Raw genomic sequence first — 23,147 nt, 5'->3', positions numbered from 1 at the left:
GGTGCATCGGACCTCTGCTGTCGATCTGACGGACCGGGCAAGCATCTTGGCTCGCGATCCAAGAGGATGGTGACGAATGAACGAGAGTTTCTCTCCGGTGATCTTTCTTTATGGGATCGCCATCATCCTTGCGGTCAGCAAGGCCTGCACGCTGTTCATCTGGCGGGCGCTGCCCAAGCCGAGGCCACCCTTGCGGCAGGAGATGATCGCGGCATGGCGCGGCCGGAAGACCCGCATTCAGGCATCGGACGTGGCCAGGCCTGATCCTCAAGGCCCAGCCTCGGCTCACCGCCCTGACGTGTCGGCCTCTGAGGCATCCGTGGCTGATGTACACGGACGATTGACCTAGGGTGTTGAGAAGGACGCGTTCGCCACCAGACGATCAGGGGAACGGTGGCCGTGAGGCCGCGTTGGAGAACAGAGCTTAACCTAGGTTAAAAGGGAGGTGACCCATGCGCCTCAAACCAAGACAGCTTTTGCTGACCGCAATCGTCATGGCTGGCGGGGTCGCCGGCACGATGCCCCTGGCCCAAGCACAGGGGCAGCCTCAGACCTCCGAGACTCTCAAGTCCGAGAGCACCGGGCCCCAGGATCCCCGCTCCACCGGCTCGGTGGGCCGCTCGAACGCACCGCTCAGCGACAAGCTGAATCGCACCGACGGCGTGATCCGCCCACCTGCCAACATCGCCCCCGACATGGCCGTGCGCCCCCCGGTGCCGAACCCCGGCACGACGCGGGTCATCCCGCCTCCAGGAACGCCAGGCGGCGATCAGACCATTGAACCGAAATGACAACCGCCTCCTGAACCCGCCATGCCGATCGCGCCTGACGCGGCCCCGCTCGACCACATCATCGAACTCGCCAACGGGGTCATCGACGCGTGCCCGTCCTGCGCGGGTACGGCATCGGAGATTGTCATGTGGGCCAGCGAGATCCGGGAGCGCCGGCCCGGCCGTGAGCAACTGGCAGCTCTTGTTGATGCCTGCCACCTGTCCCGGCCTGCCGGCCGATCAGAGGATGCTGCTGATCGGCGGTTTGCGGGCCTTTGTTCGCTGCGCCGAGACCTGAACCGCTCCACGGAACAGATTTTAGACCGGGACGTTTCCGCGCTTGGGTGGATGGTCCAAAGCCCCATCATGACGACCTCCGGCCCATAGCCTGCGTTCAGGCGAGACAGGTCAGACGGGCGAACCGCCGCGTGGTCTGCGACGGCATCAGGCAAACAGTAAAGATTGGCGTTCTGTAGGAGAGTTGCGGCTTCCAACTCATCCACGTCAGGAGACAGTTCATGGTCGATCTGGGCTCATGGCACGACATCGTCCTCCTTGGTGGCGCGGTTCTCATCATGGTGGTGATCTGTAGCCTGGAAGGATGGATGCGGTAGCTGAAAGCACCTTGGATGGATAGCGGGAGGCGGCAGGAGACAGCCGGGCCCGCCTAAGGGCCAAGGTGATCGTCTCAGCCGGCCATCGCCGTGGAGTCGTCCGGATAGCGGATTAACAGAAAGAGCGCCTGAACGGCACTCTTTGCGTGGGACCAGTCAAACCTGAAGCACGGGGCCTTACTTCCGAGGCTTGAACGGCAGCCCTACGTGAGCGGCCCTGCGCAGCACATTATCCGCTCTGCGTACCTGCTCGAGTCGAGCGGATGTGGAGCAGCCTATGCGCCAAGGGCTCGCGCATGGGCGACTGGCTCATCCGGATCTTGTGTCGCTAGCCTGGTCCGAGGCGCCGGCCTTCCCTTGATCCTCGCTTTCAGTGCCGGTGCCGCCGGAGGCGCCCCGAGCACCTTGAGCGCTCTGGGCACCTGGACCTCCACCTCCTCGGCCCTGCACCTGAATGCGGCGCGTGCGCTCCTGTCGACCGATCTTCGGCACCGTCACCGTGAGCACCCCATTCTCGAAGCTGGCTTGCACTTGCTCCGGATCCACCGGGAAAGGCAGCCGCAAGGAGCGCTGGAAGGTGCCGTAGGAGCGCTCGACGAAGTGGAAGTTCTCCTTGTCGTCCGTGCGTTCGAACTTCTTCTCGCCCCGGATGGTGAGCACATCGTCATCGAGGCTGATATCAATATCCTGCTCGGTGACGCCGGGCAGTTCCGCGGTGATGCGGATTTCCTTCTCCGTCTCCGACACGTTCATGCTGGCGGTGACAAAGGTGCCACCACCTTGACCCTGTGCCTCAGCAGCGGGCAGGCCAGCACCGCGAAAGACATCGTCGAACAGGCGGTTCATCTCGCGATGCAGCGAGAGGAAGGGATCACCAGGGACCATTCCGCCACCGGGACGGAACGGGGTCATAGGATTGCGGGCCATTGTGCGTTCCTCCTCGTTCAACTTGCGGTCTTCGGCGGAGATGGATCCGCCGGAAGGGCAACACAACTCAGACTGGATGATGGCGGAGCCAAAGCACTCGACCATCGGAACCAATTATATTCCGACACCAATCCGTCTGGAATGGAGACAGGACAATGATGGATGGGCAGCAGCCTTGGGTTTGCTTGGGCGTGCCAGTGCTCCTCCGGTCTCCCCGAGCCAGCAAGAATCGGCATCCCGGTGGCCCGAACACCGCGGCAAATCCGTTGCCGATGGAACGTCATCCGCAGCGGAGGCCTGTCACGATGCCGGCGCGGTCCACCTCGATGTTCAGCCGATCGGCATTGAGGTCGGTCGTGTAGGCGCCCCCCGGCTCGATCTTTTGGATCTCGCGAGCCCCGGCGGCCCGGCGGGCTCTCTCGGCCAGCTCAGGCGAGTAGGGTTGCCCGACGACCGCCTGGGCCTCGCCCATCGCACAGACCTGCCGGTCCGGTGCCGGTTGGGTGAGCCCTCCGGCCGGGATCAGGGGGAGAGCGGTCAGCAGGACCGCCAAGAACCGGATTAGACGCAAGCTCATGCGATGCCTCCGCTCCCAGATCAACCGAGGTGATGCAAACTCCCTGCGCCTCGGCGTTCCGCCCGCTCAGGGTGCGAGAACCGCGTGCCGATGGCATCGTCTGGTCCCAGACCAAGGACCTGTGCGAGATGGTGGCGCGCGCGGTTGACCCGGCTCTTGACGGTGCCCACGGTGACGTGCTGACGGGCGGCGATTTCCTCGTAGCTCAGGCCCTCCACGCCAACCAGCAGGAGGACCTCGCGCTGCCACGCCGGCAGCTTCGACAACGCCTGCGAGAGATCCTGCAACTCCAGCTCATCCAGCTGCTCCGGCAGCGCGATCAGGCGCGCGGCATAGGCGCCTTCGACATCCTCGACCTCCCGCTGCCGTTTCCGGTGCTCAGTGTGAAAGTCGTTCCTCAGGATCGTGAACAGCCAGGCCTGGAGGCAGGTGCCCGGCTCGAACCGGTTGCGCCGGTCACAGGCCTTCAGGAGCGTGCTCTGCACCAGGTCTTCCGCACGGTTCACGTCATGGGTGAGCGAGATCGCAAAGGCACGCAGATGACGGATGGAGTTCAGGAGGTCCTGGACGAAGCCTGGATCATGCGGATCGTGGGGGATCCGAATGGAACTCTCGAGGCGTCCGATCAGCCTGACGAGATCCGGCGGCAGATCGGAGGCGATGAGGTCGGAATAGACGCCACGCAACTGCTGTCCCAGGTGCTCTTGGACCACAACGCCAAGAACAATGGGGTTGGGTGGCCTGAACTTGGAGCCAGCCATAAGTAAAGAGATGTTGCTTGCTCTCTGTGGCATCAACCTATCAGGCTGTGACAAGCTCACGCAGTCTCCCGCAGGACCTACAACACCTTGGCTCCTCATCAGCCTTACCGCTCGTAGACGCCGACCACCTCCGCCTCGGCAATGATGTGGGGCAGCGCCCTCGCCCAAACGTCCTCGGCCCTTGTCGAAGCCGGGATGTCGAGCCGCTCCGCATCGAGGGCTGCGAGCCGGAAATGGTAATGATGCGGCCCATGCCCCTTCGGCGGCTGGGGCCCGTCATAACGGGCGTTCCGGAACCCGTTAACGCCCTCCTTCGCCCCGCTGCGTCCCTGGGCGGACACTCCCTCTGGCAGGCCTGCTTCGCTGGAGGGAATGTTGTAGATGGCCCAATGCCGGAACGTGCCTGATGGCGCATCGGGATCCTCAACGAGCAAGACGAAGCTCTTGGTTTCGGGAGGCGCATCCCGCCACTCCAGCGGCGGCGAGAGATTCTCGCAGTCGCGGGTGTACCGGGTCGGGATGACCTCGCCGTTCCGGAAGGCCGGACTGGTGATGGTAAGCGACATGGCTCCTCTCCTTCAGCGTCAGGTTGCGGCATCCGGATTGATCGTGCACTTGGCGAGCAGGCTCAGCCGCTCGTCCGTGCGTTTCTCCTCCTCCAGGATGGCCAGCAGCGCCTGCACATCCTCGTCCAGCCCGAGCTGCTTGGCCCAAGTGGCGAGCGAGCCGTACACCGCGATCTCGTAGTGCTCGACCCGCTGCGCCGAGGCGATGATGCCGGCATCGCGCAGATCCCGGTCCTGCACCATGCTGGCCCACTTCTCGGCTTCCTGCAGCATCGCCTGCATGGCCTGGTCGACGTGCTCGCGCGGCTCGGCGCTGTGCCGGCGCAGGATCTCCTCCACGCGGGATTGCTGCGCGCGGGTCTCCTCCAGGTGGGTTTGGATCCCCTGCTTGAGTTCCGGATGGCCGGCCACATCGGCCATCCGCGGCAAAGCCGCGACGAGTTGCTCCTCCACGCTGCGGATTTCCTGGAGCTCGGCAATGTACAGGTCACGAAGACTGCTGACGTTCATGGCACATCCTCCCTGTTCCAACGTTGGGCCTCGTCCAGAAGGGTGGTCACCTCCCGATCCGAGGTCTGGCGGAAATCCTCGTAGTGCTCGCCGACGGCGTAGAACTGCTCCGGCGTCCTCAGGCAGATCACCTCGTCGGCTTCGCTCGCGAGGCGTGCGAGGGTGTCCCGCGGCGCGACTGGCACGGCCAGGACAAGGCGTGCCGGCCGGGCAAGGGACAGGCCCTTCAACGCCGCCCGCACGGTGCTGCCCGTCGCGATTCCATCGTCGACCACGATAGCGACACGCCCCTCCACGTCGACCGGCCGCCGGCCCGCCAGGTAATGCTCGCGCCGCCGCTCGATCTCCTTCAGCTGCCGTTGGGTTTCGTCTTCGATGTAACCCGGCGGCACTTTGACGTGGCCAAGGGCCTCCTCATTGAGCACGACCTGGGGATGGGCGCCGTCGACCACCGCGCCGAGGCCGAATTCGGCGTGGCCGGGAGCCCCGATCTTGCGCACGAAGATGAGGTCGAGCGGTGCCTGCAGAGCCCGAGCGACCTCGAACGCCACTGGTACGCCGCCACGCGGCAAGGCCAAGATGGCCGGGCTCTGATCCGCATAGGCCATCAGACGCGGAACGAGCTGGCGTCCAGCCTCGGCGCGGTCCCGAAAGCTCAGATCATCCGGCTGCATGTTCAACCTCCCTGGCCCAGGCGCGGGACGAACCAATCACGCGCCAAGGTCACCACCTGATCGAGCGTGCCGGGCTCCTCGAACAGGTGCCCGGCGCCAGGCACACCCGCCAGGCGCTTCTCGCAGGTCAGATGGGTCAGCGCCTCCTCGTTCAGCTCGATCACCGCATGATCGTCTCCGCCAACGATCAGGAGCGTGGGCGCCCGGACGCGCGGGTGCGCGACACCCGCCAGATCCGGGCGGCCGCCGCGGGACACGACGGTAGCGATCCGGTGTCGTGTCAGGGTCTCCGCCACCAGAGCCGCGGCCGCGCCCGTGCTGGCGCCGAAGTAGCCGACGGGCACGTCCGGCAGTTCCTGGGAGCACACCCAATCCGTCGCCGACACCAGCCGCTTGGCGAGCAGGCTGATGTCGAACACGTTAGTGCGGTTGTCTGCCTCCTCTGGTTGGAGCAGGTCGAACAGCAGCGTGCCGAGTCCGCTCCATTGAAGCCCTTCGGCCACCAGGCGGTTGCGCGGGCTCAGGCGGCTGCTGCCGCTGCCGTGGGCGAACAGCACGATGCCCTGCCCGCCGGCCGGATGGACCAGCGTTCCCGGCAGGCCGAGCGGCGCAATCGAGACCTCGACCTCAGGCCGGTCGTTGCGCTGGTCCAGCGGCGCGTTGCGGTTCCCGCCTGTCATGGCAAGTGTCCGGGCTATGCCGATCTCGCTGTACCAAGGCTCAGTGCCGGGGACCGCCGGTTTGGCTGTGCTGACCGCCCGGCTGCGAAATGCCGGCTACGGCTTCGCCGGCCTTGCCAGCCTCGTCCGACACCGCCATGTCGCCGAGCGAGATGATGCCGACCAGACGCTTGTCGCGGGTGAGCACCGGCAGGCGGCGGACCTGGATGTCGGCCATGTTGCGGGCGACATCGTTGGTGTCGTCGTCCTCGTAGCAGTACTTCACATCCTCCGTCATCACCTCGCGGATGGTGGTGTCGGGCCCCTTGCCCTCCGCCACGGCGCGGACCGCGATGTCGCGATCGGTGATCATGCCGACCAGGCGGTCGCCCTCACGCACCGGCAGGATGCCGGCATCGAGCTCGGCCATCAGCTTCGCCGCATCGCGGATGGTCTGGGCGGGCTCGATCAGCTGGACGTCCCGTGTCATGACTTCACTGACTTTCATGGCTTCCTCCTCTGGAATGCCCCCGTCAGGCTTGGTTAGAGCGGTTCAGACCGATCATCTGGGCCAATCGCGCCAGTAGTCCCACATCTCCTGCTCCCGCTTCTTGCCAGGCCAGACCTCGTCCTCGCCGTAGAAGGCCGGAGCGCCGCGGACCTGCTCCTCGGTGATGTCGGTGCGGTACCCGTGAAGCCCCATGTCGTAGGTGAGCTTCTCCCAGGGGATGGTGTGATGGTGAACGCCAAGGCCCAGGAAGCCGCCGAAGGTCACATCGACGTAGACCACCCGGCCGCTCACCTTCTCGATCAGCAGCCGCTTGATGGTGCCGATCCGATGCCCCTGGAGATCGAACACTGCGGTGCCCTCGACACGGTCGCTTTCGATGACAGGCTTGGATGACGCGTGCTGCGGGATCGGGCCCAAGAGATAAAAGCCATTCTCCCCGATCCCGAACTCCACAACGGATTGGTTGACGTCGAGGGGCCAAGGCTCGTCCGGATCGATCTGCCGCTCAGACGTCCACGGTCCATCTGTTGCGGAGAGCATAGTACCGTCAGGATCGCTGGTAATCCCACGCAGGTCAGGGGCCATTGCCGAGTGGAACACGTAATACGTGGTTCGTCTCATGAGCACCTCCCTTGCTCGGGATGGATCGCCTCGGGGCATCGACTCATGATCGAAAGGATAACGCAAAGGCTGGTCCTTCAGGTCCGGTCGCGCGCACCAGGAAGGACAGATCCGGCAGTCCAGCCCCACCGTACCCGGTTGCAAAGATAATGGGGATCCTGCGGCCGCAGATCACCTCGGCGACGGGATAGCTGAGCATTCCGTTCAGATCGAGAACGGCGATGTCGAACTCGGCGTCCTGGGCCAGTGCCAGAGTCGTCTCGAAGCCGGCACCGGCCCGATGGGGCTCTCTTCACCGGCGACGTTGATCCGGTTGCTCAAGACGCTTCTGCCCCAGTCCGATCAAAAAAGCCTTACGCGCTTCAACCAGCCTCCGCCCGTTTACCGACCTTCACATTGATAGAATATGCGATCAAACGCGCAGAGAGACTCTGCCATTCGCAGGCGAAGGGCCAGGTTACTCAGAACTGAGGCCGATCGGTTCGCATTGATCCGGGTAGGGCACAGCGGCAGCGATGCAGCACATCACAGTCTTCGGTGGATCAGGCTTTATCGGTCGGCATCTGGTCGAGCATCTCACCAGGACGGGAGTATCCGTGCGGATCGCGGCGCGCCATCCGCTCACCACCGCAGAGCCTCCGAGGCTGGCCCAGATCCAATACGTCGCGGTCGACATTCTTAATGATGCGGCTGTGCAGGCGGCGATCCAAGGAGCCGACACGGTCATCAATCTGGTCGGCATTCTCTCGCAGGCAGGACGGCAAACCTTCACGGCCCTTCATGAAGGTGGGGCTCACCGGGTGGCCGCCAGCGCCAGGCGCTTGGGGGTCCGGCAACTGGTTCACGTCTCGGCACTCGGGGCCAGCCGCACCGCACCCGCGCGGGCGGACCGCTCCAAGGCGGCCGGCGAAGAGGCAGTGCGCGCCGTTTTCCCCGAGGCGACGATCATCCGGCCCAGCCTGGTTTACGGGCCAGACGATCACTTCTTCAACGGCTTTGCCGCGCTGGCGCGCCGGCTGCCGGCGCTGCCGCTGATCGGCGGCGGCCAAACGAGGTTTCAGCCCGTCTATGTCGAGGATGTGGTGGCGGGCGTTGGGGCCATTCTTGCGAACCCCGCCAGCCGCGGCACGACCTACGAATTCGGCGGCCCCCGGGTCTATACCTTCGAAGAGCTGCTTGAGTTTGTCTGCGCGACCATCGGCGTCCGACCGTTGCTGGTGCCCCTGCCCTTCTGGCCGGCCGAGATGTTGGGCGGGCTGCTGCAGGTGTTCCCCGATGCGCCGCTCACCCGCGATCAGGTCCGGCTGCTGAGGACCGACAAGGTGGTCAGCGGCTCCGAGCCGATGCTCCGTGATCTCGGTGTCGAACCCCGAGCACTTGAGCCAATCGTCCCAGAATATTTGACCACCTATCGGCGGCAGGGCTGACCCTTGAGGCACGCATGGTGAGGATTTTGATTGTCGGAGCTGGCATCGCAGGGCTGTCCCTCGCCCGCGCGCTCGAGCAGCGAGGCATTATCCCGGATGTTGTGGAACGACAGACCACATGGAACACAGGAGGCACAGGCCTTTTTCTTCCCGGCAACGCCTCGAGAGCCTTTTCTCACCTTGGACTCCTTCCAGACATTGCTCGAGTTGCCATGCCAATTCGCTATCAGCGATTTCTCAGCCAAGATGGCCATGAATTGAACGCCATCAACACCGAGCGTTTCTGGAGCGCCTGTGGCCCGTGCCTTGCATTAAGCCGTGCGGAGATGCATTCGATCCTTCTGAGCGGGGTGAAGCAAACCCCCATTGCCATGTCGCGGTCAATCGATCAGATCCAGTCCGCGTCCGATGCCTGCGAGGTCACATTTGAGGACGGCAAGACGGAGCGCTATGATCTTGTGGTTGGGGCGGACGGTATTCGTTCGCGTGTGCGCGATCTTGCATTTGCGAGCCTAACGTCGGTCTATGCGGGATATATCTGCTGGCGCTTCCTGACAGAAAACACTGGTGGCGTTGATAGCTGGACCGCGATGATTGGCCAGGGCCAGACGCTCCTCGCCATTCCGGTGAGCCCCTCAATGGCTTACGTCTATGCGGATCGCTCAGTGGAACTGGGTGCGACGCGGCCATACTCCGACACGACCAGTCTTGAGCGTCTTTTCTCCGGCTTTTCAGGTCCGCTGGTTTCACTCGTGAAGACGGTGCCTCCTGAGACGAAGGTGCATTTCAGCCAGATCGAGACCGTCCCCAGCGGGACCTGGCGACGAGATCGTATCATTCTCATTGGGGATGCTGCGCATGCGTCTTCGCCCAGTATGGCCGAGGGAGCAGGTCTGGCCTGTGAGGATGCTCTCGTGCTGGCCGAACTCCTTTCGAAAAATGGGGCTATAAATCTCGCCCTAGAAGTCTTTGTCCAGCGTCGCGAGCGGCGCGTGGCATGGGTGCAGAAGCAATGTGCGGCCCGCGACAGGATGCGAACTCTCCCCGCATTCGTCAGCAGTCCTCTGTTGAAGTACTTCGGCCCGGCTCTCTACAAGAAAAGCTACACGCCCCTTCTCGCCTCGATCTGAAGAGATCCTCTTCGTCTTCGATCACACTCGGATCATCATGGGTGGTCTAAGAACGGACGTCGATGTGACAGCTCACAATAGTCCGCTCTGCATCCGAGCCTGTGTGAAAACGCAAACAGGCTCGATCTCGGCGAACTATTTGTACAGTTTTATGCCTCTGCACCGGGCAAATCTCGGTCTGCATAGGACAGCAAGACAGAAAATTGCTCCAAGCCGTGGTCGGTCAGCGTTTTCACACAGGCTCCATCCGAAAGCGAACCAAAGTGAAATGTCTTCGATGTGCCAAGATGCGACCTTGACGCAGGCTGTCAACAAGCATTGCTGGGCGGGTACCGTCCCTGATCGTTGGACAAAACGATTGGCATCCGGTTTGATCGCGTAAGTCTTCTTCCTTTGGGACTATCCTAACCCGTGGTGCGCACTGTGAGTGGTTTCAAAACGGCTGATCTTTGCGATGAATTCGCAGACGAGTTGGAAGTCTGCCTCGCTCAGTTCCGCACCTTTGGTGGCTGCAAATCCTTCAGCGGCGAGATTCAAACTATCAGTACATTCGAGGATGTCGGGCTGGTCAGACAATGCCTCGAACAGCCTGGACAGGGGCAGGTTCTCGTCGTCGACGGAGGGGGCTCGACCCGGGTGGCTCTCCTTGGCGACAGGCTCTCGGCAAAGGCAATCGAAAACGGCTGGGCTGGAATACTCGTTTTTGGTGCCGTTCGCGACATCGAGGCACTTGCGATCATGGATCTTGGCGTGATGGCGCTCGGCGTCGTCCCAGCTCGAGGATCGTTCAACGGCACGGGCGTGATCGGCGCTTCATTCCAAGTCGGCAGGGTGGAGTTCGCTCCGGGTCGGTTCATCTACTGCGATATGGATGGAGTTGTCGTGAGTTCCCGGAGATTGCACGACCTCTGAGACCTCCCAATGATTGGCTCAACACCCCAGTCCCGTGTTGAAGCGCGCCTGAAGCTGCTCAAAGGAGACCAACTCGCCCGCGATGGCACTGGCCGCTACCGTGGGAGGGCTCGCGAGCCAGACCTTTCCAGGGCCCGTACGACCCGGAAAATTCCGGTTGATGGCGCTCACGGTCACCTGATCGCTACTGGTCGATGTGCCAGGACCGCAATTCGCACAGGCGCCACATGCGGGCTGAAGGATTTCGGCTCCTACCCGCGCGAAGGCGTCAAGGTAACTCTTCTCGATGCAGTAATCCCGAACAGCGATCGTGCCGAACTGAAGGAAGAGCCTGATGTGAGGCGGGACTTTGAGCCCCCTCTCTGCCGCCCATGAAAGCACCTCATGGTAGCGGTCGAAGTCCTCCCGCTTGCCGGCTGTGCAGGACCCGCCATAGGCGATGTCGATGGTCACCGGCTGTGACAATTTCGAAAGATCGAGTCCGTTACCAGGATCTCCGGGAGCCGCCACCATGGGCGACAAGGCCGACAGGTCGACGCGGATCACCTCGGCATAGGCAGCTCCCGCGTCGCTGCGCATCCATGGCTCGATTATGGCGTCGATTCCGCGACGTTCCTTGAGGAACCGTACCGTCTCCGCATCGGGTTCGACGATTCCGGTAAAGCCTCCCAACTCGGCAGTCATGTTGGTCAGCGTGGCGCGTTCATCCGTGTTGAGCTGTGCGATGCCGGGTCCGCCGAACTCGAAGACCTTGCCGACGCCTGTTCCCGCCTTGAGCCCAGGCAGCGCGAGCAGATGGAGGACAACATCTTTTGCTGTGACGCCACGGGGCAACGTGCCCGAGAGTTCAATGCGCAGGACCTCGGGTACCGTGATCCGCACTGCGCCCGTGACCATGCTGTTCGCGATGTCGGTCGTACCAACGCCGAACGCCAGGCAGCCGAGCGCTCCGCTATGCGGCGTATGCGAGTCCGTGCCGACGATCAACTGGCCCGGCAAGGCGTACTGCTCCGCCATCAGTGCGTGGGAGATGCCCTCGGACCCTTCTCCGCTCGGCAGATAGCCATGCGACCGCAAGCCGTAATCAGCCACAAATGCCCGGTGCGCCCGCGAAAGCTCATGGACCTGGGGCAGCAGGCCACGCTCGATGTGTACACGGCTGCGGTGCGCATACGAGTAGTGGTCCTCGAAGACGACGATCGACTCCGGTTCATAGAGGCGAACGGGTTTGCCAAACGTATGATGCAGCATATAGCTGCACATTCCGGTGTAGATGTCATGTATGAACCGGATATCGGCTCGAACGAATCCGCCCATCCCTGGCGTCAGGTCGCCTGGGAGATCGGTGGTCTTCACCACATGGCGGGCCAGGATCTTTTCGAAGAGGGTGCGGGGTCCCTCCCCGTCCGACAGGGTTTGAGTGGCTGAAACGGTGCCCAAACGCTCCCGGCCATAGCGCAGCAGGCCGCCACTGCGCAGGACTGCGGCCGCAATCCTGTCGCGGTTTCCGACCAGTTCCTCGATGTCGATGTCCTCACCCCGCCGGATTCGCTCGATCAGACCGAAGTCGGTCGACGTGAACAGCCCGACATTGTCGGCATTCTGGCGGTAGATGCGCTCGAAGCTCTCGGCGATGACGAGGCGAATGCCGGCTGCCTTCTCGGCGACCGGGCTGTGTTCACGCGATGAGCCCTTACCATACCGCTTGCCGCCGACAGTAACGGCGAAGCCGCCCCGTCTGACGGCATCCAAGCCGATCGGCAGTCGTTCGCCGGCCTTGAAGCCGGTATAGGGATGACTGGCCAAGCGCTCGTCGAAATAGACGAGCGACGGCAACGGGGTGATCTCGTCAGTCGAGACATCATCGCGAAGCGGCCCGGCCTGCTCCAGGGAGAGATCTGTTCCAGCAAGCTGGGCATCAACCTTGTCGGGATCGGCCGACAGGAAGAGGATGCGGCCAGGGAAGGTGATCCTAGTCATGCACTTGCCTGATCGAACTGGGGCTGCCACCGCAGGAGATAGGCTTGGATCCGGCGCACACCGATGGCGAGCAGGATGCCGACCACCATCAGGACAAAGATGGCGACCATCATCTCGGATGCGTTGGCGCGGGCCTCGGCTTCGACGATCAGCTTGCCGATGCCCCGCTCGGCGCCGATGAACTCACCCACGATCACGCCGATCAGCGCAAAGGACACCGCCGGCGTTAAAGAGGCGAACACCCAAGCCAGGGTCGAGGGGATCACCACCGTGCGGGTGACCGTCCACGAGTTAGCTCCAAGCAGCCGTGATGCGGCGATCTGGTCCCGGTCGACGGAACGGGTGCCCTCGAAGGTGTTGAAGAACACCACGAAGAAGACGACGATCCAGGCCGTGACAATCTTGGAGATGTCACCGAGGCCAAACATCAGGATGATGAGTGGAACGAGCGCGATGCGCGGGATCGAGTTGAACGCCACGATGTAGGGCTCGAACACCCGCGACAGGAAATCGGACCGGCCGAGGATCAGGCCCATCGCAATGCCCGAGAGGGTGCCGCCGAGAAAGCCCCAGAACGTGTTCTTGAGCGTCACGGCCGTTGCCATCCAGATATTGTTGGCGTCCTCGGCAAGGCACGCCGTCATGCCGCTCCAGCCGTGCAGCGTACCGCCTCGGTCCGTGAGGCAGCCCAGGCGCAGGAAGCTCTTCCAGATCTCGGACGGCTTGGATACGAAATACGGGTCGAGGAAGTTGGGCACGTAGGGCTTGAGCGCCGCAAACGCCCGCAAGTCGTAGGCCCACTGCCAGACAGCAAGAAGCAGGAGCAGGATCGCCACCCGCCAGAGCAGGACAGTCGTCGAGGATTGCGTGGATGCCATGTGTCTCACTCCGCCTTCGTCTTGCGGAATTCTTCGCCGAGCGAATGCCAGATGTGGGAGAACAGCCGAGCGAACTCGGGACTTTCGCGCAGGGCTACAGCATCTCTCGGACGCTCGAGCGGCACCTCGAAGTCCTCCTTGAGCCGTCCGGGCCGGGCCGACAGCAGGATGATGCGGTCCGCCAGTGTCAAGGCCTCACCAAGGTCGTGGGTGACGAACAGCACAGTCTGGCGCTCGCGCTCCCACAGTTGCAGCAGGATGCGATGCATCTCGAGCTTGGTGTGGGTGTCGAGGGCACCGAACGGCTCGTCCATCAGCAGGATCTCAGGCCGCGTGATCAAAGTGCGCATCAGCGCGACGCGCTGGCGCATGCCGCCGGAAAGGGTCCGCGGAAAGGCCTTGGCGAAGGCGCCGAGGCCTACCTGATCGAGAGCCTCGGCCACGCGCGCTCGGCGTTCGGCCGCAGGCGCGCCTGCGATCTCGAGCCCATAACCGACATTGGCCTCGACTGTGCGCCACGGAAAGACTGTGTCCCGCTGGAACACGTAGCCGATTTCACGCCGCACTTGGCCATGTTCCATAGACTTGCCGTCGATGAGAATGTCGCCGCCGGTCCGGGGAATCAGCCCGGCGACCATGTTAAGGATCGTGCTCTTGCCACAGCCCGATGGGCCTAGAAGCGCGACGAACTCGCCGCGCCCAATGTCGAAGGACACCTTGTCCACGGCTGTGACCTTCGCGTTACCACGTCCAAAGGCCTTATCGAGGGAGCGCACGGAGATCCGGACGTCCTTGCGTGCGGTCACAGCCTTCGGCATCGGCTCGGCCGTCGTGTAGAGCTGGGCTCCCATGTCAGGCCTTCTTCTGTGCAGCGTCGAGGAAGCGCATATCGACCACATCCTCATACTTCATCGGCGGGATATCAGTCCCGGTGCGGTACCACACGCGCCCGCCCCGCTCGAAATCCTCCTTCGTGATGCGACCGTTGTAGTCCCATGTGTCCTTGTCGAAGGCGAGTTCTGCCTTCGCGGACGCCGGATCGATAGAGCCGTAGTACTTGGTTCCGAGGAGAGCGAAGACCTCGTCTACGGGCGTTTCCTTCACCCAGCGCATCGCCTTGTACAGTGCATTGACGGTGGACTGCACGAGCGCAGGATCCTGGTCGATGGTGTCCTCGAGCGTATAGAAGGCCAGGACTGGAAGATTGCCTCCGAAGTCCTGCGCCATGACCCCAGGCGTGCGAACGTCGTAAAGCGTCTTGCCAAAGCCGTTGCGCCCTGCCTCCAACTGCCAAGCAGGGGGGGCCATGATGACGTCGAACTGCTTGCTTTGCAGGCCGGCGAGCATGGTCTTGCTGCCGCCGCCCGCAACCCAGTTGATGTTCTGGCCGAGTTTCCGTGCCTCGAACACGTACGTGCCCAACATCCATGTTCCCGACCCAATAGCGGTCGCTGCCACGATGGGCTTGGCACCATCCGGGCGCTTCCATTGCCCGAGTTTATCGACGGTGTTGATGCCTTGATCGTAGAGGTCCTGCCGGATCACCATGTTGGCGGTGGACGGAACCATTTGGGTGGCTAGGATGAGCTTCGCCTTTTTGCCACGGTTCGAGAGTTGGAGTGGATGGCTGCCATCACCGTGAGCAAACAGCGCATCCCCTGCGGCTAGCGTTTGGCGAGAGCGGGCACCGGCATCGGTGATGACGGTTTTGACGTTGACCCCTTCGTCCTTGAAGAAACCCCTCTCGACCGCGACGAAGGTCAGTGCGTAGACGGGCAGAGCCGGTCCAAACGTGATGCTTGCCGTCGTTGCAGCATGTGCAAGACGCGGGAAGCCGAGAACTCCTGCGGCAGCGGCGCCACTAGCAGTGGCGAGAAAGTGTCGGCGATTGATCATGCGTTTCCTCCTAGTTGTTTGATTGGGGCCGTCAGATCATCCGGGCCTTTGGCTCCTTGCTACGATCTCCGCCCTTCTGAGTTGAATGTCTGTCTGTCCTCAGTCCCCTGTGAGTCATCCTGCATGGCTGTTGCCCATGGCCATGAATTATCCTCGGTGCATCATCGAATGATGCGTAGACCCGACCTGAATCTCTCGGCGTTCCGGACGTAGCTTGCCGCGGATCTCCGCAGGCCCTCCAACGCTTTGGGGGCAAGTTCCCGGACAACCTTCGCCGGGGAGCCGACAATGAGAGACCCGTCGGGAAACTCCTTGCCTTCGGTTACAAGGGCATTCGCGCCGATGAGACAGTTTGCGCCGATCCGGGCCCCGTTCAAGATCGTGGCTCCCATGCCGACGAGCGAGCCATCCCCTATGGTACACCCATGGACGATCGCGCGGTGCCCGATGGTCACGCCCGCTCCTATGGACAGCGGGAAACCCGGGTCGGTGTGCAGTATCGCCCCCTCCTGGATATTCGTCCCGTCCCCGACATCGATCAGTTCGTTGTCACCGCGCAGCACGGCACCGAACCAGACACCGACATCACGGCCGAGCCTCACGCGGCCGATGATGTGGGCGTCCGGCGCGATCCAAATCTGATTGATGTCCGGGAGTTCCGGCACCATGTCGCCTAATGCATAGATCGGCATCGTTTGAAGTGTTCCTTTCCATGCTCATTTGCTTGGACCGCCCAGCCTCAGCCTGCGCTCTTGCATCAAGCCGCGGCCGGGGATTCTTGGGCGGACACTGACACGATCCCTTCGGCGATCATCATGTTGATCTCCGCCTCTGAGAGACCGGCCTCCTGCATCACCTCGATCCCATGCTCACCGGCATGCGGGGGCTGGCGCCTTAATCCAGGGCGACCGGTGCCCAAAGCGACGGGAAGTGCCGGGATCCCGGCCTCAGGAACAACCGGAGCACCATTTGGGGCGCCCTCGGCACTTCTGAGGTCAACCGGCAGCAACCCTTCCGATGCCAACAGGTGTGGGTCATCGAAAAGGTCGGCCGGCCGTGCGATGGGAGCGAAAGGCAATCCGAGGGCTTCACACCTCGCCATCAGCTCGGTTTTCGGCAGCTTCCGGAAGACATCGGCCACGCGCAAGCGGATCCGCGGTCGTGCAGCCGCCAACTGCGCCATGTTTGCAAGTTCGGGATCGGACAGGAGATCGTTAAGACCGAACGCCTCGCAGAACCCACGCCATTGACTCTCCGTGACCGTCCCGACGAATACCTGCTCACCCTCGTCGGCGGAATCGAAGACGTCATAGACGGGCCAAGGCTTCTTCATCTCCGGGTCGCCGAACGGCTCCGGATTGCGGCCCTCAATAGCCGCACGGGCCATATGCTGCGCCACAAGCACCATATTGGTTTCGAACAGGCCCGATTGAACGAGAGAGCCGTGGCCGGTCGTATCGCGCTCGCGCAGCGCTGCCAGAATGGCAACGGCCCCGAACGTCCCGCCTAGGATGTCGTTGACGGAGGCGCCCGTTCGCAGGGGGCGGCCGGGAGGGCCTGTCATGTAGGCAAGCCCGCCCATCATCTGGACCACCTCATCGAGAGCCGTGCGATGCTCATAGGGCCCGGGCAGGAAACCCTTGAGCGAGCAATAGACGAGACGCGGATTGATTCCTGATAGTGCCGAGTATCCCAGTCCGAGCTTTTCCATGGCTCCCGGGCGGAAGTTCTCGATGATGACATCCGCGCCTGCGGCAAGCCGGCGGACGAGCGCTGCCCCGGAGGGGCTCTTCATATCGACGCAGATGCTGCGCTTGTTCCGGTTATAGGTCGGGAAGAAGCCGATGGCCGCGCCCGTGAGACGTCGCGAATTGTCACCGGCAGGACCAGGCTCTACCTTCACGACATCGGCGCCGAGATCAGCCAGGATCATCCCGCAACTCGGCCCCATGATCATGTGGCTGAATTCGAGAACGCGGATCCCGGCGAGAGGCGCCGGTGCTTGCGGCGCAGATTGGGTCAAAGGTGCGGACACAGTGTAAACATCCTCAAGATTCTCAGGGTGGCGCCGGTGACGCCTGATCCCGCTATGCGGCGGCTGACGACAAGCGGTAGGTACGGGGAATGCCGGCGGCCGCGACCCGGCCCTGAAGTGTTTCGCTCGGAAGCCCCGCCTGGAGGGCCTTGCGGGCTTCAAGGAGCGCCTCAAGGTCAATTCCGGTCGAGAAGCCTTCCGATTCCAGGAGATAGACGAGATCCTCCGTTGACACGTTGCCGACCGAGCCGGGCGCGAACGGGCAGCCGCCGAGACCGCCTAGGGCTGCATCGAAACCGCGCACGCCCTCCTCGAGAGCCGCGAGGACGTTGGCCAGAGCTGTACCGAGCGTGTCATGCAGATGCAGGTTGCCGAAGGTCGTGTTGCCGATCTCGGCCTTCACGGACCGTACGAGACGATGAATGTGAGACGGGCTCGCGTACCCTAGGGTATCGGCCAGGGCGATCACGTCCACGCCCGTTTCGGCCAGGGAGGCCGCCAAGGAGATGACATCACGCTCGGGGACGATGCCTTGGAGCGAGCAGCCAAAGGCTGTCGAAATGCCGACCTCGATCCGGGGCGCATCGCCTCCCAGGGACCGGGCCCACTCGACAACGCGCCTGACCTCCGCAACCTGCTCGGCCCGTGACCGGCGCACATTGGACTGGCTATGAGCCTCGCTCGCCGACACGGGCAAGATGATGGACTGCGCTCCAGCAGCCGCCGCGTTCTGCACGCCACGCAGATTGGGAGCGAGAACGATGACGCGCAGGCTCGGGTGGGCCGAACGGACAGCGCGGGTCACTTCGGCCGCATCCGCCATCTGCGGCATCGCCGCCGGTGGAACGAAGCTGGCGACTTCCATCTCGCGGATGCCTGCTGCCGTCATCGCGGCGATCCAGGCAAGCTTGGCTTGTGTTGGCATGATCGCCGATGCGTTCTGCAAACCGTCGCGGGGGCCGACCTCGCGCACCACGACGGCTTCCGACTTGGAGCTGATCTCCATGGCGTCTCCTCGGGCGTAGTTTTGCTTTTGCTATCCCGCAGAGACTGCCGGCGCGAGAGCAGAAGGAGAAGCGCTATTTCGCGGACGCAGCGTCCGTCGCTCGCGAACGCTCCACCTCAGCCGGATCCCCTTTTGAGGCAGAAAGGTAGTCTAGCAGCAGGCGCGCCGAAGGCGTCAGCATAGTGGCCGGGCGACTGACCAGCCTCACCTGCCGCCGTGCCCAGGGCTCGGCCAGCCAAACCCCTGCAAGGCGGAGGTCGGGATTGTAGGTGGGCAGGACGCCATCCGGGATGATGGCCAGGTCATGGCCGGCGGCAACGAGCCGGGCGGCAGCCTCGACCGTTGCAACGCGAAGGCGCGGGCGCAGACGCACCCCAAGACGTTCTGCGGCCTCTTGCAGAAGCAACGTCATGGCGCCGCCCTCGATGATTTCGATCAGGGGATGGCCAAGGACTTCCGCAAAGCGCAGGCTCTGGCGCGCTGCCAGCTCATGCCCCATTGGCATGACGACGAGGAGTTGGTCAGAGCGCCAGGATCGCGCCTCCAGTCCATTGGGGACGGTTCCGCCAACGGTGATAATTCCAATATCCGTTTGGCCCTCGACGAGGTTTTGCAGGACGGACAGGCTCGTGACTTCCCGCAGCTCGACACTGACCCCAGGATGCTCGATGGCAAAGTCCGCCAACGCCTCCGCGAGTGGATGCCCGGCCAGGACCGAGAGGGTTGCGTGGAGACGCACACTGCCCAGTCCACCTTCAGCAACCGCACGGAGGTCCTCTCCAAGCCGCGCACCGAAAGCGAACATTGTACGGGCATGCCGGGCGAGGAGCTCCCCTGCCACCGTCGGCGTTACACCTCTTGCACCCCGGGTCAGGAGTTGGACCCCGAGTTCCGTCTCCAGATCCTGAATGCGTTTCGCAGCGGCCGAAACGGCGATGCCGCACTTTTCGGAGGCACGTGTAACGCTTCCGCACTCGATGGCGGCGAGAAAGATGCGCAGGGTCGTCCAATCCGGCAGGTTCATTGGCCCATATTCGTCAATGCGGCCTCAGGTGCAAGAACCGACCCAAGAAAGCCCAAGCTAGCTGGACACCAAGATCTTTCTAAGATCTCCTCTGGGTCAAAGGACGGCATAGAGTTGGCTTAAGGAATGTCCGCTCATCCCCCGATGCGGGACGCTGGGATAAGAGCAATCTCTTGCTAAGCGATGACCCTTAGGGGCCATTTGGATCATCCATGAAGGTCGCGGACGATCTTTCGAACAGTCAGAGCTCTCTGCTTCGATCGGTATCGCTATAAGCCCCAACCGAATGTGCGGTTCGTCCAACGCAATGCCTATTTGATCCATTGAGAAGAACACCCGGTCCTCTAACCTCTTTCCTCCCAGATACGCGCAAGCGGCAGTGATGGCCGCGGCTACGGGAGAGGAACGCGCATGAATGCCTTTGAACGCCCGCTTCTGGCCACCGCGGTGCTTTGGATCGGCATCATCCCGGCTCACGCACAGAACGCCTCCAGCTTTACCGCGACACCGCCCGATGCCCCCTTTCGCTCGACGCCGGTGTCCCCGCAGATGGCCTGCACGGCCATCGAGCGATTGGTGCTCCCAGAGGTGTCCTACCTCAAAGCGAGACATGCCGAGGCGACCGACCAGCACCCTGCCCACTGTCAGGTCACGGGCATGATCCAGCCGGAGGTCCAGTTCGAAATCACTCTGCCGGATGCCTGGAACCGGCGGCTCTACATGTTCGGCAATGGTGGCTATGCCGGCGAGAGCCTGGCGGAAGCCAGCCGGCAGGACACCCGCAACGCCGCTCTGCGGCAGGGCTTTGCCGTGGGCCAGCAGAACAGCGGCCACGATGCCCGCGCCCAACCGCTCGGCAGCTTTGCGGAGAACAATCTCGGCAAGCTGGTGGACTATGCTTCGCGCGGGGTCCACGTGACCGTCACCAGGGCCAAGGACCTGATCCGGGCCTACTATGATCGTCCTCCCGCCTACTCCTACTGGGATGGCTGCTCCACGGGTGGGCGTCAGGGCCTGATGTCGGCCCAGCGCTACCCGGGCGACTTCGACGGTATTCTCGCCGGCGCCCCGGTGCTCGATTTCACTGGAACCCAGCTCTGGGGCGTGTGGAACGCTCAGGCACTGGCCAAGGCGCCGATTTCCCTCCGGCAGCTTCCTGTGATCGCCAAGGCCGTGCTGGACAAGTGCGACGCCGTGGACGGTGCCAAGGATGGTCTGTTGGCTGACCCACGCCAATGCACGTTCAACCCAGCTCAGGACCTGTCGAAATGCACCGAGGGCCAAACCGGTGATCAGTGCTTCACCCAAGCCCAGGTCGAGACGCTCGAGACGATCTACGGTGGCGTGAAGAGTAAGGGCGAGGTCATCTTCCCGGGCCAGCTTCCGGGTGCGGAGCCGGCGGATGCCAGCGGCGCGAGTGGCTGGAAAGAGTGGATCGTCACCGAAGGGGCCAAGAGCCGGCAGTTCGCCTATGGTGAAAGCTTCCTGAAGTACTTTGCGAGCGCTCCGACGTCGCAGCCCAACCTGGATTGGAAGCAGTTCAACTTCGACAAGGATGTCGAGCCGATTACCCGGATCCGGGAGATCCTCGATGCCAACAACCCGGATCTGTCCGAGTTCGAAAAGCGCGGTGGGCGCCTCATCACGTACTTCGGTTGGGCTGATCCTGCCCTGAACCCGATGATGGGCGTGAACTACTACGAGCGAGTCCGCCGAACCATGGGCGAGGAGCGAACAAGTAACTTCTATCGCCTATTTATGGTGCCTGGCATGTTCCACTGCCGCGGCGGATTTGGCCCGGATCGGTTTGACGCCATGACGCCACTCATCAACTGGGTCGAGACCGGCAAGGCACCCGAGAGTATTCAGGCCCGCCAGATGGCAAGCTCTCAGGTCGTGCGAGCCCGCCCGCTGTGCCCGTATCCGCAGGTAGCGAAGTACTCCGGTGCTGGGAACCTGGACGAGGCTGCCAGTTTCAGCTGTGCCCAACCATAGGAGACCAAAGCGGGTCACGGAGATCCTGTTGAACCCGCTCGGATGTGGTCATAGCCCGCATGATTAAGCAGCAATGCCCGATAATCCCTAATTAGTCGGCCCTGAACAATGCCGTTTGATCAGGCGGCGATTGGATTCCAGGGTTCGTGGGCAGTATCCGATTGCGCGAATGAACTGATCAGGGCTGCCAGGACGCCTTGATGGTGTGGACGCCCCCAACGGCCTCAGTGTGCCACAGTGGAGGTGTTGAACACCACTTAAGGGAGGCGTCCATGGGAGAGGTTAGCATGATTGGCTTGGATCTGGCGAAGAGCGTGTTCCAAGTGCACGGTGCCGATGCATCCGGAGCGGTTCTATTTCGCAAGAAGCTGCGGCGGCATCAGGTTCTTACGTTCTTTGCTGGCCGACCACCCTGCACGGTGGCGATGGAGGCCTGCGGCAGCGCTCACCATTGGGCCCGTGAAATCGGCCGGCTCGGGCATGCGGTCCGGCTGATCCCGCCGGCTTACGTGAAGCCTTTCGTCAAGCGCCAGAAGAACGACGCTGCCGATGCTGAGGCGATCTGCGAGGCGGCCCAGCGCCCGACCATGCGCTTCGTGGCTCCCAAGAGCGAGCAGGCTCAAGCCGCCGCTGTCGTGTTCCGGGCGCGCGATCTCCTGGTGAAGCAGCGAACCCAGATCATCAATGCTTTGAGGGGACATCTGGCCGAGTTCGGCATCGTGGTGCCGAAAGGGCCAGCTCACGCCCCGCACCTCGTGCGGGCTGTCGAGGATATGGCAGAACCGATCCCGGAGCTCGCTCGACCGATCCTTCAGATGCTGGTTGAGGCGCTCCATCGGTTGGACGAGCAGATCACATATCTGGATCGCGAGATTGCCGAGAGGGCTAAGAGAGATGAGACGGCGCGTCGGCTGATGACCATTCCTGGTGTGGGCCCAGTCACTGCGGTGGCATTGGCGGCGCTTGCCCCACCCGCTGAGACCTTCAAGCGCGGACGGGACTTTGCCGCCTGGGTGGGACTCACGCCCCTGCAGCATTCGACCGGCGGCAAGCAGAAGCTCGGCGCCACCTCGAAGATGGGCGAGCGGACGCTGCGGCGCTTGCTGATCCTTGGCGCCAGCGGCGTCTTACGCTGGGCGGCCCGCAACGGAGTTCCGGCAGGGTCGTGGCTTGCACGAATGCTGGCCCGCAAGCCGCCGATGCTGGTGCGGGTGGCCTTGGCCAATAAGATGGCTCGCGTCATCTGGGCCTTGATGGCCAGGGGCGGGATCTACCGAGCTCCGGCCGTGAGCGTATAAGCGCTCGCGTCTGTGGGGCGGTTGGGGCGGAGGAAGGTCGAAGGAGAGAGATGGCGCAACGGTCGATGAAACGGGAGCAGGAAAACCAGTGTGCAACAACGCGCCTTGAGCGCGCCGCCTTGAATTGGACCTGATCCGCGAACTCCATCCGGGCCCGCGGCATGTGAATGGCCGCAGATGAGGCCGTACACATGGCTTATGTGGACGGCCCCCGCCTCGCAAGAAGATTTCGGCATGGTTTGATCGGATCGCTTGCGGTCATATGTCCGGCCTTTCATTGCAGTCACACATGACCGCTGGCCAAGATGGCGTCCGCTCTGTGAGTTCCCAACAGCACCGCGGCCTCGCCAGACCACAGTCATGTGCGGAGTGTCTC

25 protein-coding genes are annotated in these 23,147 nt (G+C 63.0%); 8 read left to right on the top strand and 17 right to left on the bottom strand.

Features of this window, described 5'->3' with window-relative positions; translation table 11 throughout:
* Positions 1 to 76 precede the first annotated feature (76 nt).
* The 3 genes from JO965_RS35940 to JO965_RS35930 all read left to right on the top strand — a co-directional run bounded on the left by JO965_RS35940 (position 77) and on the right by JO965_RS35930 (position 1,157).
* Positions 77 to 349, top strand: a complete 273-nt coding sequence (locus JO965_RS35940) for a hypothetical protein (protein ID WP_203445628.1) — start codon at positions 77 to 79, stop codon at positions 347 to 349.
* 103 nt (positions 350 to 452) lie between these two features.
* On the top strand, positions 453 to 791 hold the full coding sequence (locus JO965_RS35935; protein ID WP_203445627.1) for a hypothetical protein: 339 nt from the start codon (positions 453 to 455) through the stop codon (positions 789 to 791).
* 21 nt (positions 792 to 812) lie between these two features.
* Complete coding sequence (locus JO965_RS35930; RefSeq protein WP_246777096.1) at positions 813 to 1,157, top strand: hypothetical protein; 345 nt, start codon at positions 813 to 815, stop codon at positions 1,155 to 1,157.
* Between the two features lie 536 nt (positions 1,158 to 1,693).
* Here the strand turns inward: JO965_RS35930 and JO965_RS35925 are convergent.
* From JO965_RS35925 to JO965_RS35885, 9 genes are all read right to left on the bottom strand, one after another.
* Positions 1,694 to 2,311, bottom strand: a complete 618-nt coding sequence (locus JO965_RS35925) for an Hsp20/alpha crystallin family protein (RefSeq protein WP_203445626.1) — start codon at positions 2,309 to 2,311, stop codon at positions 1,694 to 1,696.
* A 280-nt stretch (positions 2,312 to 2,591) separates the two neighbouring features.
* Positions 2,592 to 2,888 (bottom strand): I78 family peptidase inhibitor, encoded by a 297-nt coding sequence (locus tag JO965_RS35920; protein WP_203445625.1) that lies wholly within the window; start codon positions 2,886 to 2,888, stop codon positions 2,592 to 2,594.
* A 20-nt stretch (positions 2,889 to 2,908) separates the two neighbouring features.
* Positions 2,909 to 3,649 (bottom strand): sigma-70 family RNA polymerase sigma factor, encoded by a 741-nt coding sequence (locus JO965_RS35915; protein ID WP_203445624.1) that lies wholly within the window; start codon positions 3,647 to 3,649, stop codon positions 2,909 to 2,911.
* A gap of 104 nt (positions 3,650 to 3,753) precedes the next feature.
* Positions 3,754 to 4,215: a YbhB/YbcL family Raf kinase inhibitor-like protein gene (locus JO965_RS35910; RefSeq protein WP_203445623.1), complete on the bottom strand. Its 462-nt coding sequence runs from the start codon at positions 4,213 to 4,215 to the stop codon at positions 3,754 to 3,756.
* An 18-nt stretch (positions 4,216 to 4,233) separates the two neighbouring features.
* Positions 4,234 to 4,725 (bottom strand): ferritin-like domain-containing protein, encoded by a 492-nt coding sequence (locus JO965_RS35905; RefSeq protein WP_203445622.1) that lies wholly within the window; start codon positions 4,723 to 4,725, stop codon positions 4,234 to 4,236.
* Positions 4,722 to 5,399, bottom strand: coding sequence for a phosphoribosyltransferase (locus JO965_RS35900; RefSeq protein ID WP_203445621.1), 678 nt, complete (start codon positions 5,397 to 5,399; stop codon positions 4,722 to 4,724). Before JO965_RS35900 ends, JO965_RS35905 begins: the two co-directional genes overlap by 4 nt.
* Positions 5,400 to 5,401: 2 nt before the next feature.
* Positions 5,402 to 6,079 (bottom strand): dienelactone hydrolase family protein, encoded by a 678-nt coding sequence (locus JO965_RS35895; protein WP_203445620.1) that lies wholly within the window; start codon positions 6,077 to 6,079, stop codon positions 5,402 to 5,404.
* A gap of 40 nt (positions 6,080 to 6,119) precedes the next feature.
* The gene (locus JO965_RS35890; protein WP_203445619.1) at positions 6,120 to 6,566 is read right to left on the bottom strand and encodes a CBS domain-containing protein; all 447 of its coding nucleotides are present in this window, start codon (positions 6,564 to 6,566) and stop codon (positions 6,120 to 6,122) included.
* A gap of 54 nt (positions 6,567 to 6,620) precedes the next feature.
* Positions 6,621 to 7,190, bottom strand: coding sequence for a PRC-barrel domain-containing protein (locus JO965_RS35885; RefSeq protein WP_246777095.1), 570 nt, complete (start codon positions 7,188 to 7,190; stop codon positions 6,621 to 6,623).
* Positions 7,191 to 7,705: 515 nt separating this feature from the next.
* Here JO965_RS35885 and JO965_RS35880 point away from each other — a divergent pair.
* From JO965_RS35880 to rraA, 3 genes are all read left to right on the top strand, one after another.
* Positions 7,706 to 8,617 carry a complex I NDUFA9 subunit family protein gene (locus JO965_RS35880; protein WP_203445618.1) on the top strand — a complete coding sequence of 304 codons (912 nt, stop codon included), beginning with the start codon at positions 7,706 to 7,708 and terminating at the stop codon, positions 8,615 to 8,617.
* Positions 8,618 to 8,631: 14 nt separating this feature from the next.
* Complete coding sequence (locus JO965_RS35875) at positions 8,632 to 9,747, top strand: FAD-dependent monooxygenase (protein ID WP_203445617.1); 1,116 nt, start codon at positions 8,632 to 8,634, stop codon at positions 9,745 to 9,747.
* A 423-nt stretch (positions 9,748 to 10,170) separates the two neighbouring features.
* Entirely contained in the window at positions 10,171 to 10,659 is a 489-nt protein-coding gene (gene rraA, locus JO965_RS35870) for a ribonuclease E activity regulator RraA (RefSeq protein ID WP_203445616.1), read from the top strand.
* Positions 10,660 to 10,677: 18 nt separating this feature from the next.
* Here rraA and JO965_RS35865 read toward each other — a convergent pair whose 3' ends face one another.
* From JO965_RS35865 to JO965_RS35830, 8 genes are all read right to left on the bottom strand, one after another.
* The gene (locus tag JO965_RS35865) at positions 10,678 to 12,639 is read right to left on the bottom strand and encodes an aconitase family protein (RefSeq protein WP_203445615.1); all 1,962 of its coding nucleotides are present in this window, start codon (positions 12,637 to 12,639) and stop codon (positions 10,678 to 10,680) included.
* Positions 12,636 to 13,517: an ABC transporter permease gene (locus JO965_RS35860; protein WP_203445614.1), complete on the bottom strand. Its 882-nt coding sequence runs from the start codon at positions 13,515 to 13,517 to the stop codon at positions 12,636 to 12,638. Before JO965_RS35860 ends, JO965_RS35865 begins: the two co-directional genes overlap by 4 nt.
* A 5-nt stretch (positions 13,518 to 13,522) precedes the next feature.
* Positions 13,523 to 14,368 (bottom strand): ABC transporter ATP-binding protein, encoded by an 846-nt coding sequence (locus JO965_RS35855; protein WP_203445613.1) that lies wholly within the window; start codon positions 14,366 to 14,368, stop codon positions 13,523 to 13,525.
* 1 nt (position 14,369) lies between these two features.
* Complete coding sequence (locus JO965_RS35850; RefSeq protein WP_203445612.1) at positions 14,370 to 15,413, bottom strand: ABC transporter substrate-binding protein; 1,044 nt, start codon at positions 15,411 to 15,413, stop codon at positions 14,370 to 14,372.
* A gap of 161 nt (positions 15,414 to 15,574) precedes the next feature.
* Positions 15,575 to 16,105: a gamma carbonic anhydrase family protein gene (locus tag JO965_RS35845; protein WP_203445611.1), complete on the bottom strand. Its 531-nt coding sequence runs from the start codon at positions 16,103 to 16,105 to the stop codon at positions 15,575 to 15,577.
* A gap of 65 nt (positions 16,106 to 16,170) precedes the next feature.
* Complete coding sequence (locus JO965_RS35840) at positions 16,171 to 17,370, bottom strand: CaiB/BaiF CoA-transferase family protein (protein WP_246777197.1); 1,200 nt, start codon at positions 17,368 to 17,370, stop codon at positions 16,171 to 16,173.
* A 130-nt stretch (positions 17,371 to 17,500) separates the two neighbouring features.
* Entirely contained in the window at positions 17,501 to 18,454 is a 954-nt protein-coding gene (locus tag JO965_RS35835; RefSeq protein WP_203445610.1) for a hydroxymethylglutaryl-CoA lyase, read from the bottom strand.
* A 73-nt stretch (positions 18,455 to 18,527) separates the two neighbouring features.
* Positions 18,528 to 19,478, bottom strand: a complete 951-nt coding sequence (locus JO965_RS35830; protein WP_203445609.1) for a LysR family transcriptional regulator — start codon at positions 19,476 to 19,478, stop codon at positions 18,528 to 18,530.
* A gap of 411 nt (positions 19,479 to 19,889) precedes the next feature.
* Between JO965_RS35830 and JO965_RS35825 the strand changes: the two genes are divergently transcribed.
* Both JO965_RS35825 and JO965_RS35820 read left to right on the top strand, forming a co-directional pair.
* Complete coding sequence (locus JO965_RS35825; RefSeq protein ID WP_203445608.1) at positions 19,890 to 21,473, top strand: DUF6351 family protein; 1,584 nt, start codon at positions 19,890 to 19,892, stop codon at positions 21,471 to 21,473.
* 272 nt (positions 21,474 to 21,745) lie between these two features.
* Positions 21,746 to 22,771, top strand: coding sequence for an IS110 family transposase (locus tag JO965_RS35820; protein WP_203445607.1), 1,026 nt, complete (start codon positions 21,746 to 21,748; stop codon positions 22,769 to 22,771).
* Positions 22,772 to 23,147: the final 376 nt, after the last annotated feature.

Source organism: Microvirga sp. VF16 (assembly GCF_016864375.1).
In the GTDB taxonomy this organism is placed as follows: domain Bacteria; phylum Pseudomonadota; class Alphaproteobacteria; order Rhizobiales; family Beijerinckiaceae; genus Microvirga.
This window is presented reverse-complemented; position numbering and strand designations above follow the sequence as displayed.

Coding starts and splice junctions, on each gene's coding strand:
- JO965_RS35940 (WP_203445628.1), top strand. CDS start 77: ATGAACGAGAGTTTCTCTCCGGTGATCTTTCTTTATGGGATCGCCATC.
- JO965_RS35935 (WP_203445627.1), top strand. CDS start 453: ATGCGCCTCAAACCAAGACAGCTTTTGCTGACCGCAATCGTCATGGCT.
- JO965_RS35930 (WP_246777096.1), top strand. CDS start 813: ATGCCGATCGCGCCTGACGCGGCCCCGCTCGACCACATCATCGAACTC.
- JO965_RS35925 (WP_203445626.1), bottom strand. CDS start 2,311: ATGGCCCGCAATCCTATGACCCCGTTCCGTCCCGGTGGCGGAATGGTC.
- JO965_RS35920 (WP_203445625.1), bottom strand. CDS start 2,888: ATGAGCTTGCGTCTAATCCGGTTCTTGGCGGTCCTGCTGACCGCTCTC.
- JO965_RS35915 (WP_203445624.1), bottom strand. CDS start 3,649: ATGGCTGGCTCCAAGTTCAGGCCACCCAACCCCATTGTTCTTGGCGTT.
- JO965_RS35910 (WP_203445623.1), bottom strand. CDS start 4,215: ATGTCGCTTACCATCACCAGTCCGGCCTTCCGGAACGGCGAGGTCATC.
- JO965_RS35905 (WP_203445622.1), bottom strand. CDS start 4,725: ATGAACGTCAGCAGTCTTCGTGACCTGTACATTGCCGAGCTCCAGGAA.
- JO965_RS35900 (WP_203445621.1), bottom strand. CDS start 5,399: ATGCAGCCGGATGATCTGAGCTTTCGGGACCGCGCCGAGGCTGGACGC.
- JO965_RS35895 (WP_203445620.1), bottom strand. CDS start 6,079: ATGACAGGCGGGAACCGCAACGCGCCGCTGGACCAGCGCAACGACCGG.
- JO965_RS35890 (WP_203445619.1), bottom strand. CDS start 6,566: ATGAAAGTCAGTGAAGTCATGACACGGGACGTCCAGCTGATCGAGCCC.
- JO965_RS35885 (WP_246777095.1), bottom strand. CDS start 7,190: ATGAGACGAACCACGTATTACGTGTTCCACTCGGCAATGGCCCCTGAC.
- JO965_RS35880 (WP_203445618.1), top strand. CDS start 7,706: ATGCAGCACATCACAGTCTTCGGTGGATCAGGCTTTATCGGTCGGCAT.
- JO965_RS35875 (WP_203445617.1), top strand. CDS start 8,632: ATGGTGAGGATTTTGATTGTCGGAGCTGGCATCGCAGGGCTGTCCCTC.
- JO965_RS35865 (WP_203445615.1), bottom strand. CDS start 12,639: ATGACTAGGATCACCTTCCCTGGCCGCATCCTCTTCCTGTCGGCCGAT.
- JO965_RS35860 (WP_203445614.1), bottom strand. CDS start 13,517: ATGGCATCCACGCAATCCTCGACGACTGTCCTGCTCTGGCGGGTGGCG.
- JO965_RS35855 (WP_203445613.1), bottom strand. CDS start 14,368: ATGGGAGCCCAGCTCTACACGACGGCCGAGCCGATGCCGAAGGCTGTG.
- JO965_RS35850 (WP_203445612.1), bottom strand. CDS start 15,413: ATGATCAATCGCCGACACTTTCTCGCCACTGCTAGTGGCGCCGCTGCC.
- JO965_RS35845 (WP_203445611.1), bottom strand. CDS start 16,105: ATGCCGATCTATGCATTAGGCGACATGGTGCCGGAACTCCCGGACATC.
- JO965_RS35840 (WP_246777197.1), bottom strand. CDS start 17,370: ATGATCATGGGGCCGAGTTGCGGGATGATCCTGGCTGATCTCGGCGCC.
- JO965_RS35835 (WP_203445610.1), bottom strand. CDS start 18,454: ATGGAGATCAGCTCCAAGTCGGAAGCCGTCGTGGTGCGCGAGGTCGGC.
- JO965_RS35830 (WP_203445609.1), bottom strand. CDS start 19,478: ATGAACCTGCCGGATTGGACGACCCTGCGCATCTTTCTCGCCGCCATC.
- JO965_RS35825 (WP_203445608.1), top strand. CDS start 19,890: ATGAATGCCTTTGAACGCCCGCTTCTGGCCACCGCGGTGCTTTGGATC.
- JO965_RS35820 (WP_203445607.1), top strand. CDS start 21,746: ATGGGAGAGGTTAGCATGATTGGCTTGGATCTGGCGAAGAGCGTGTTC.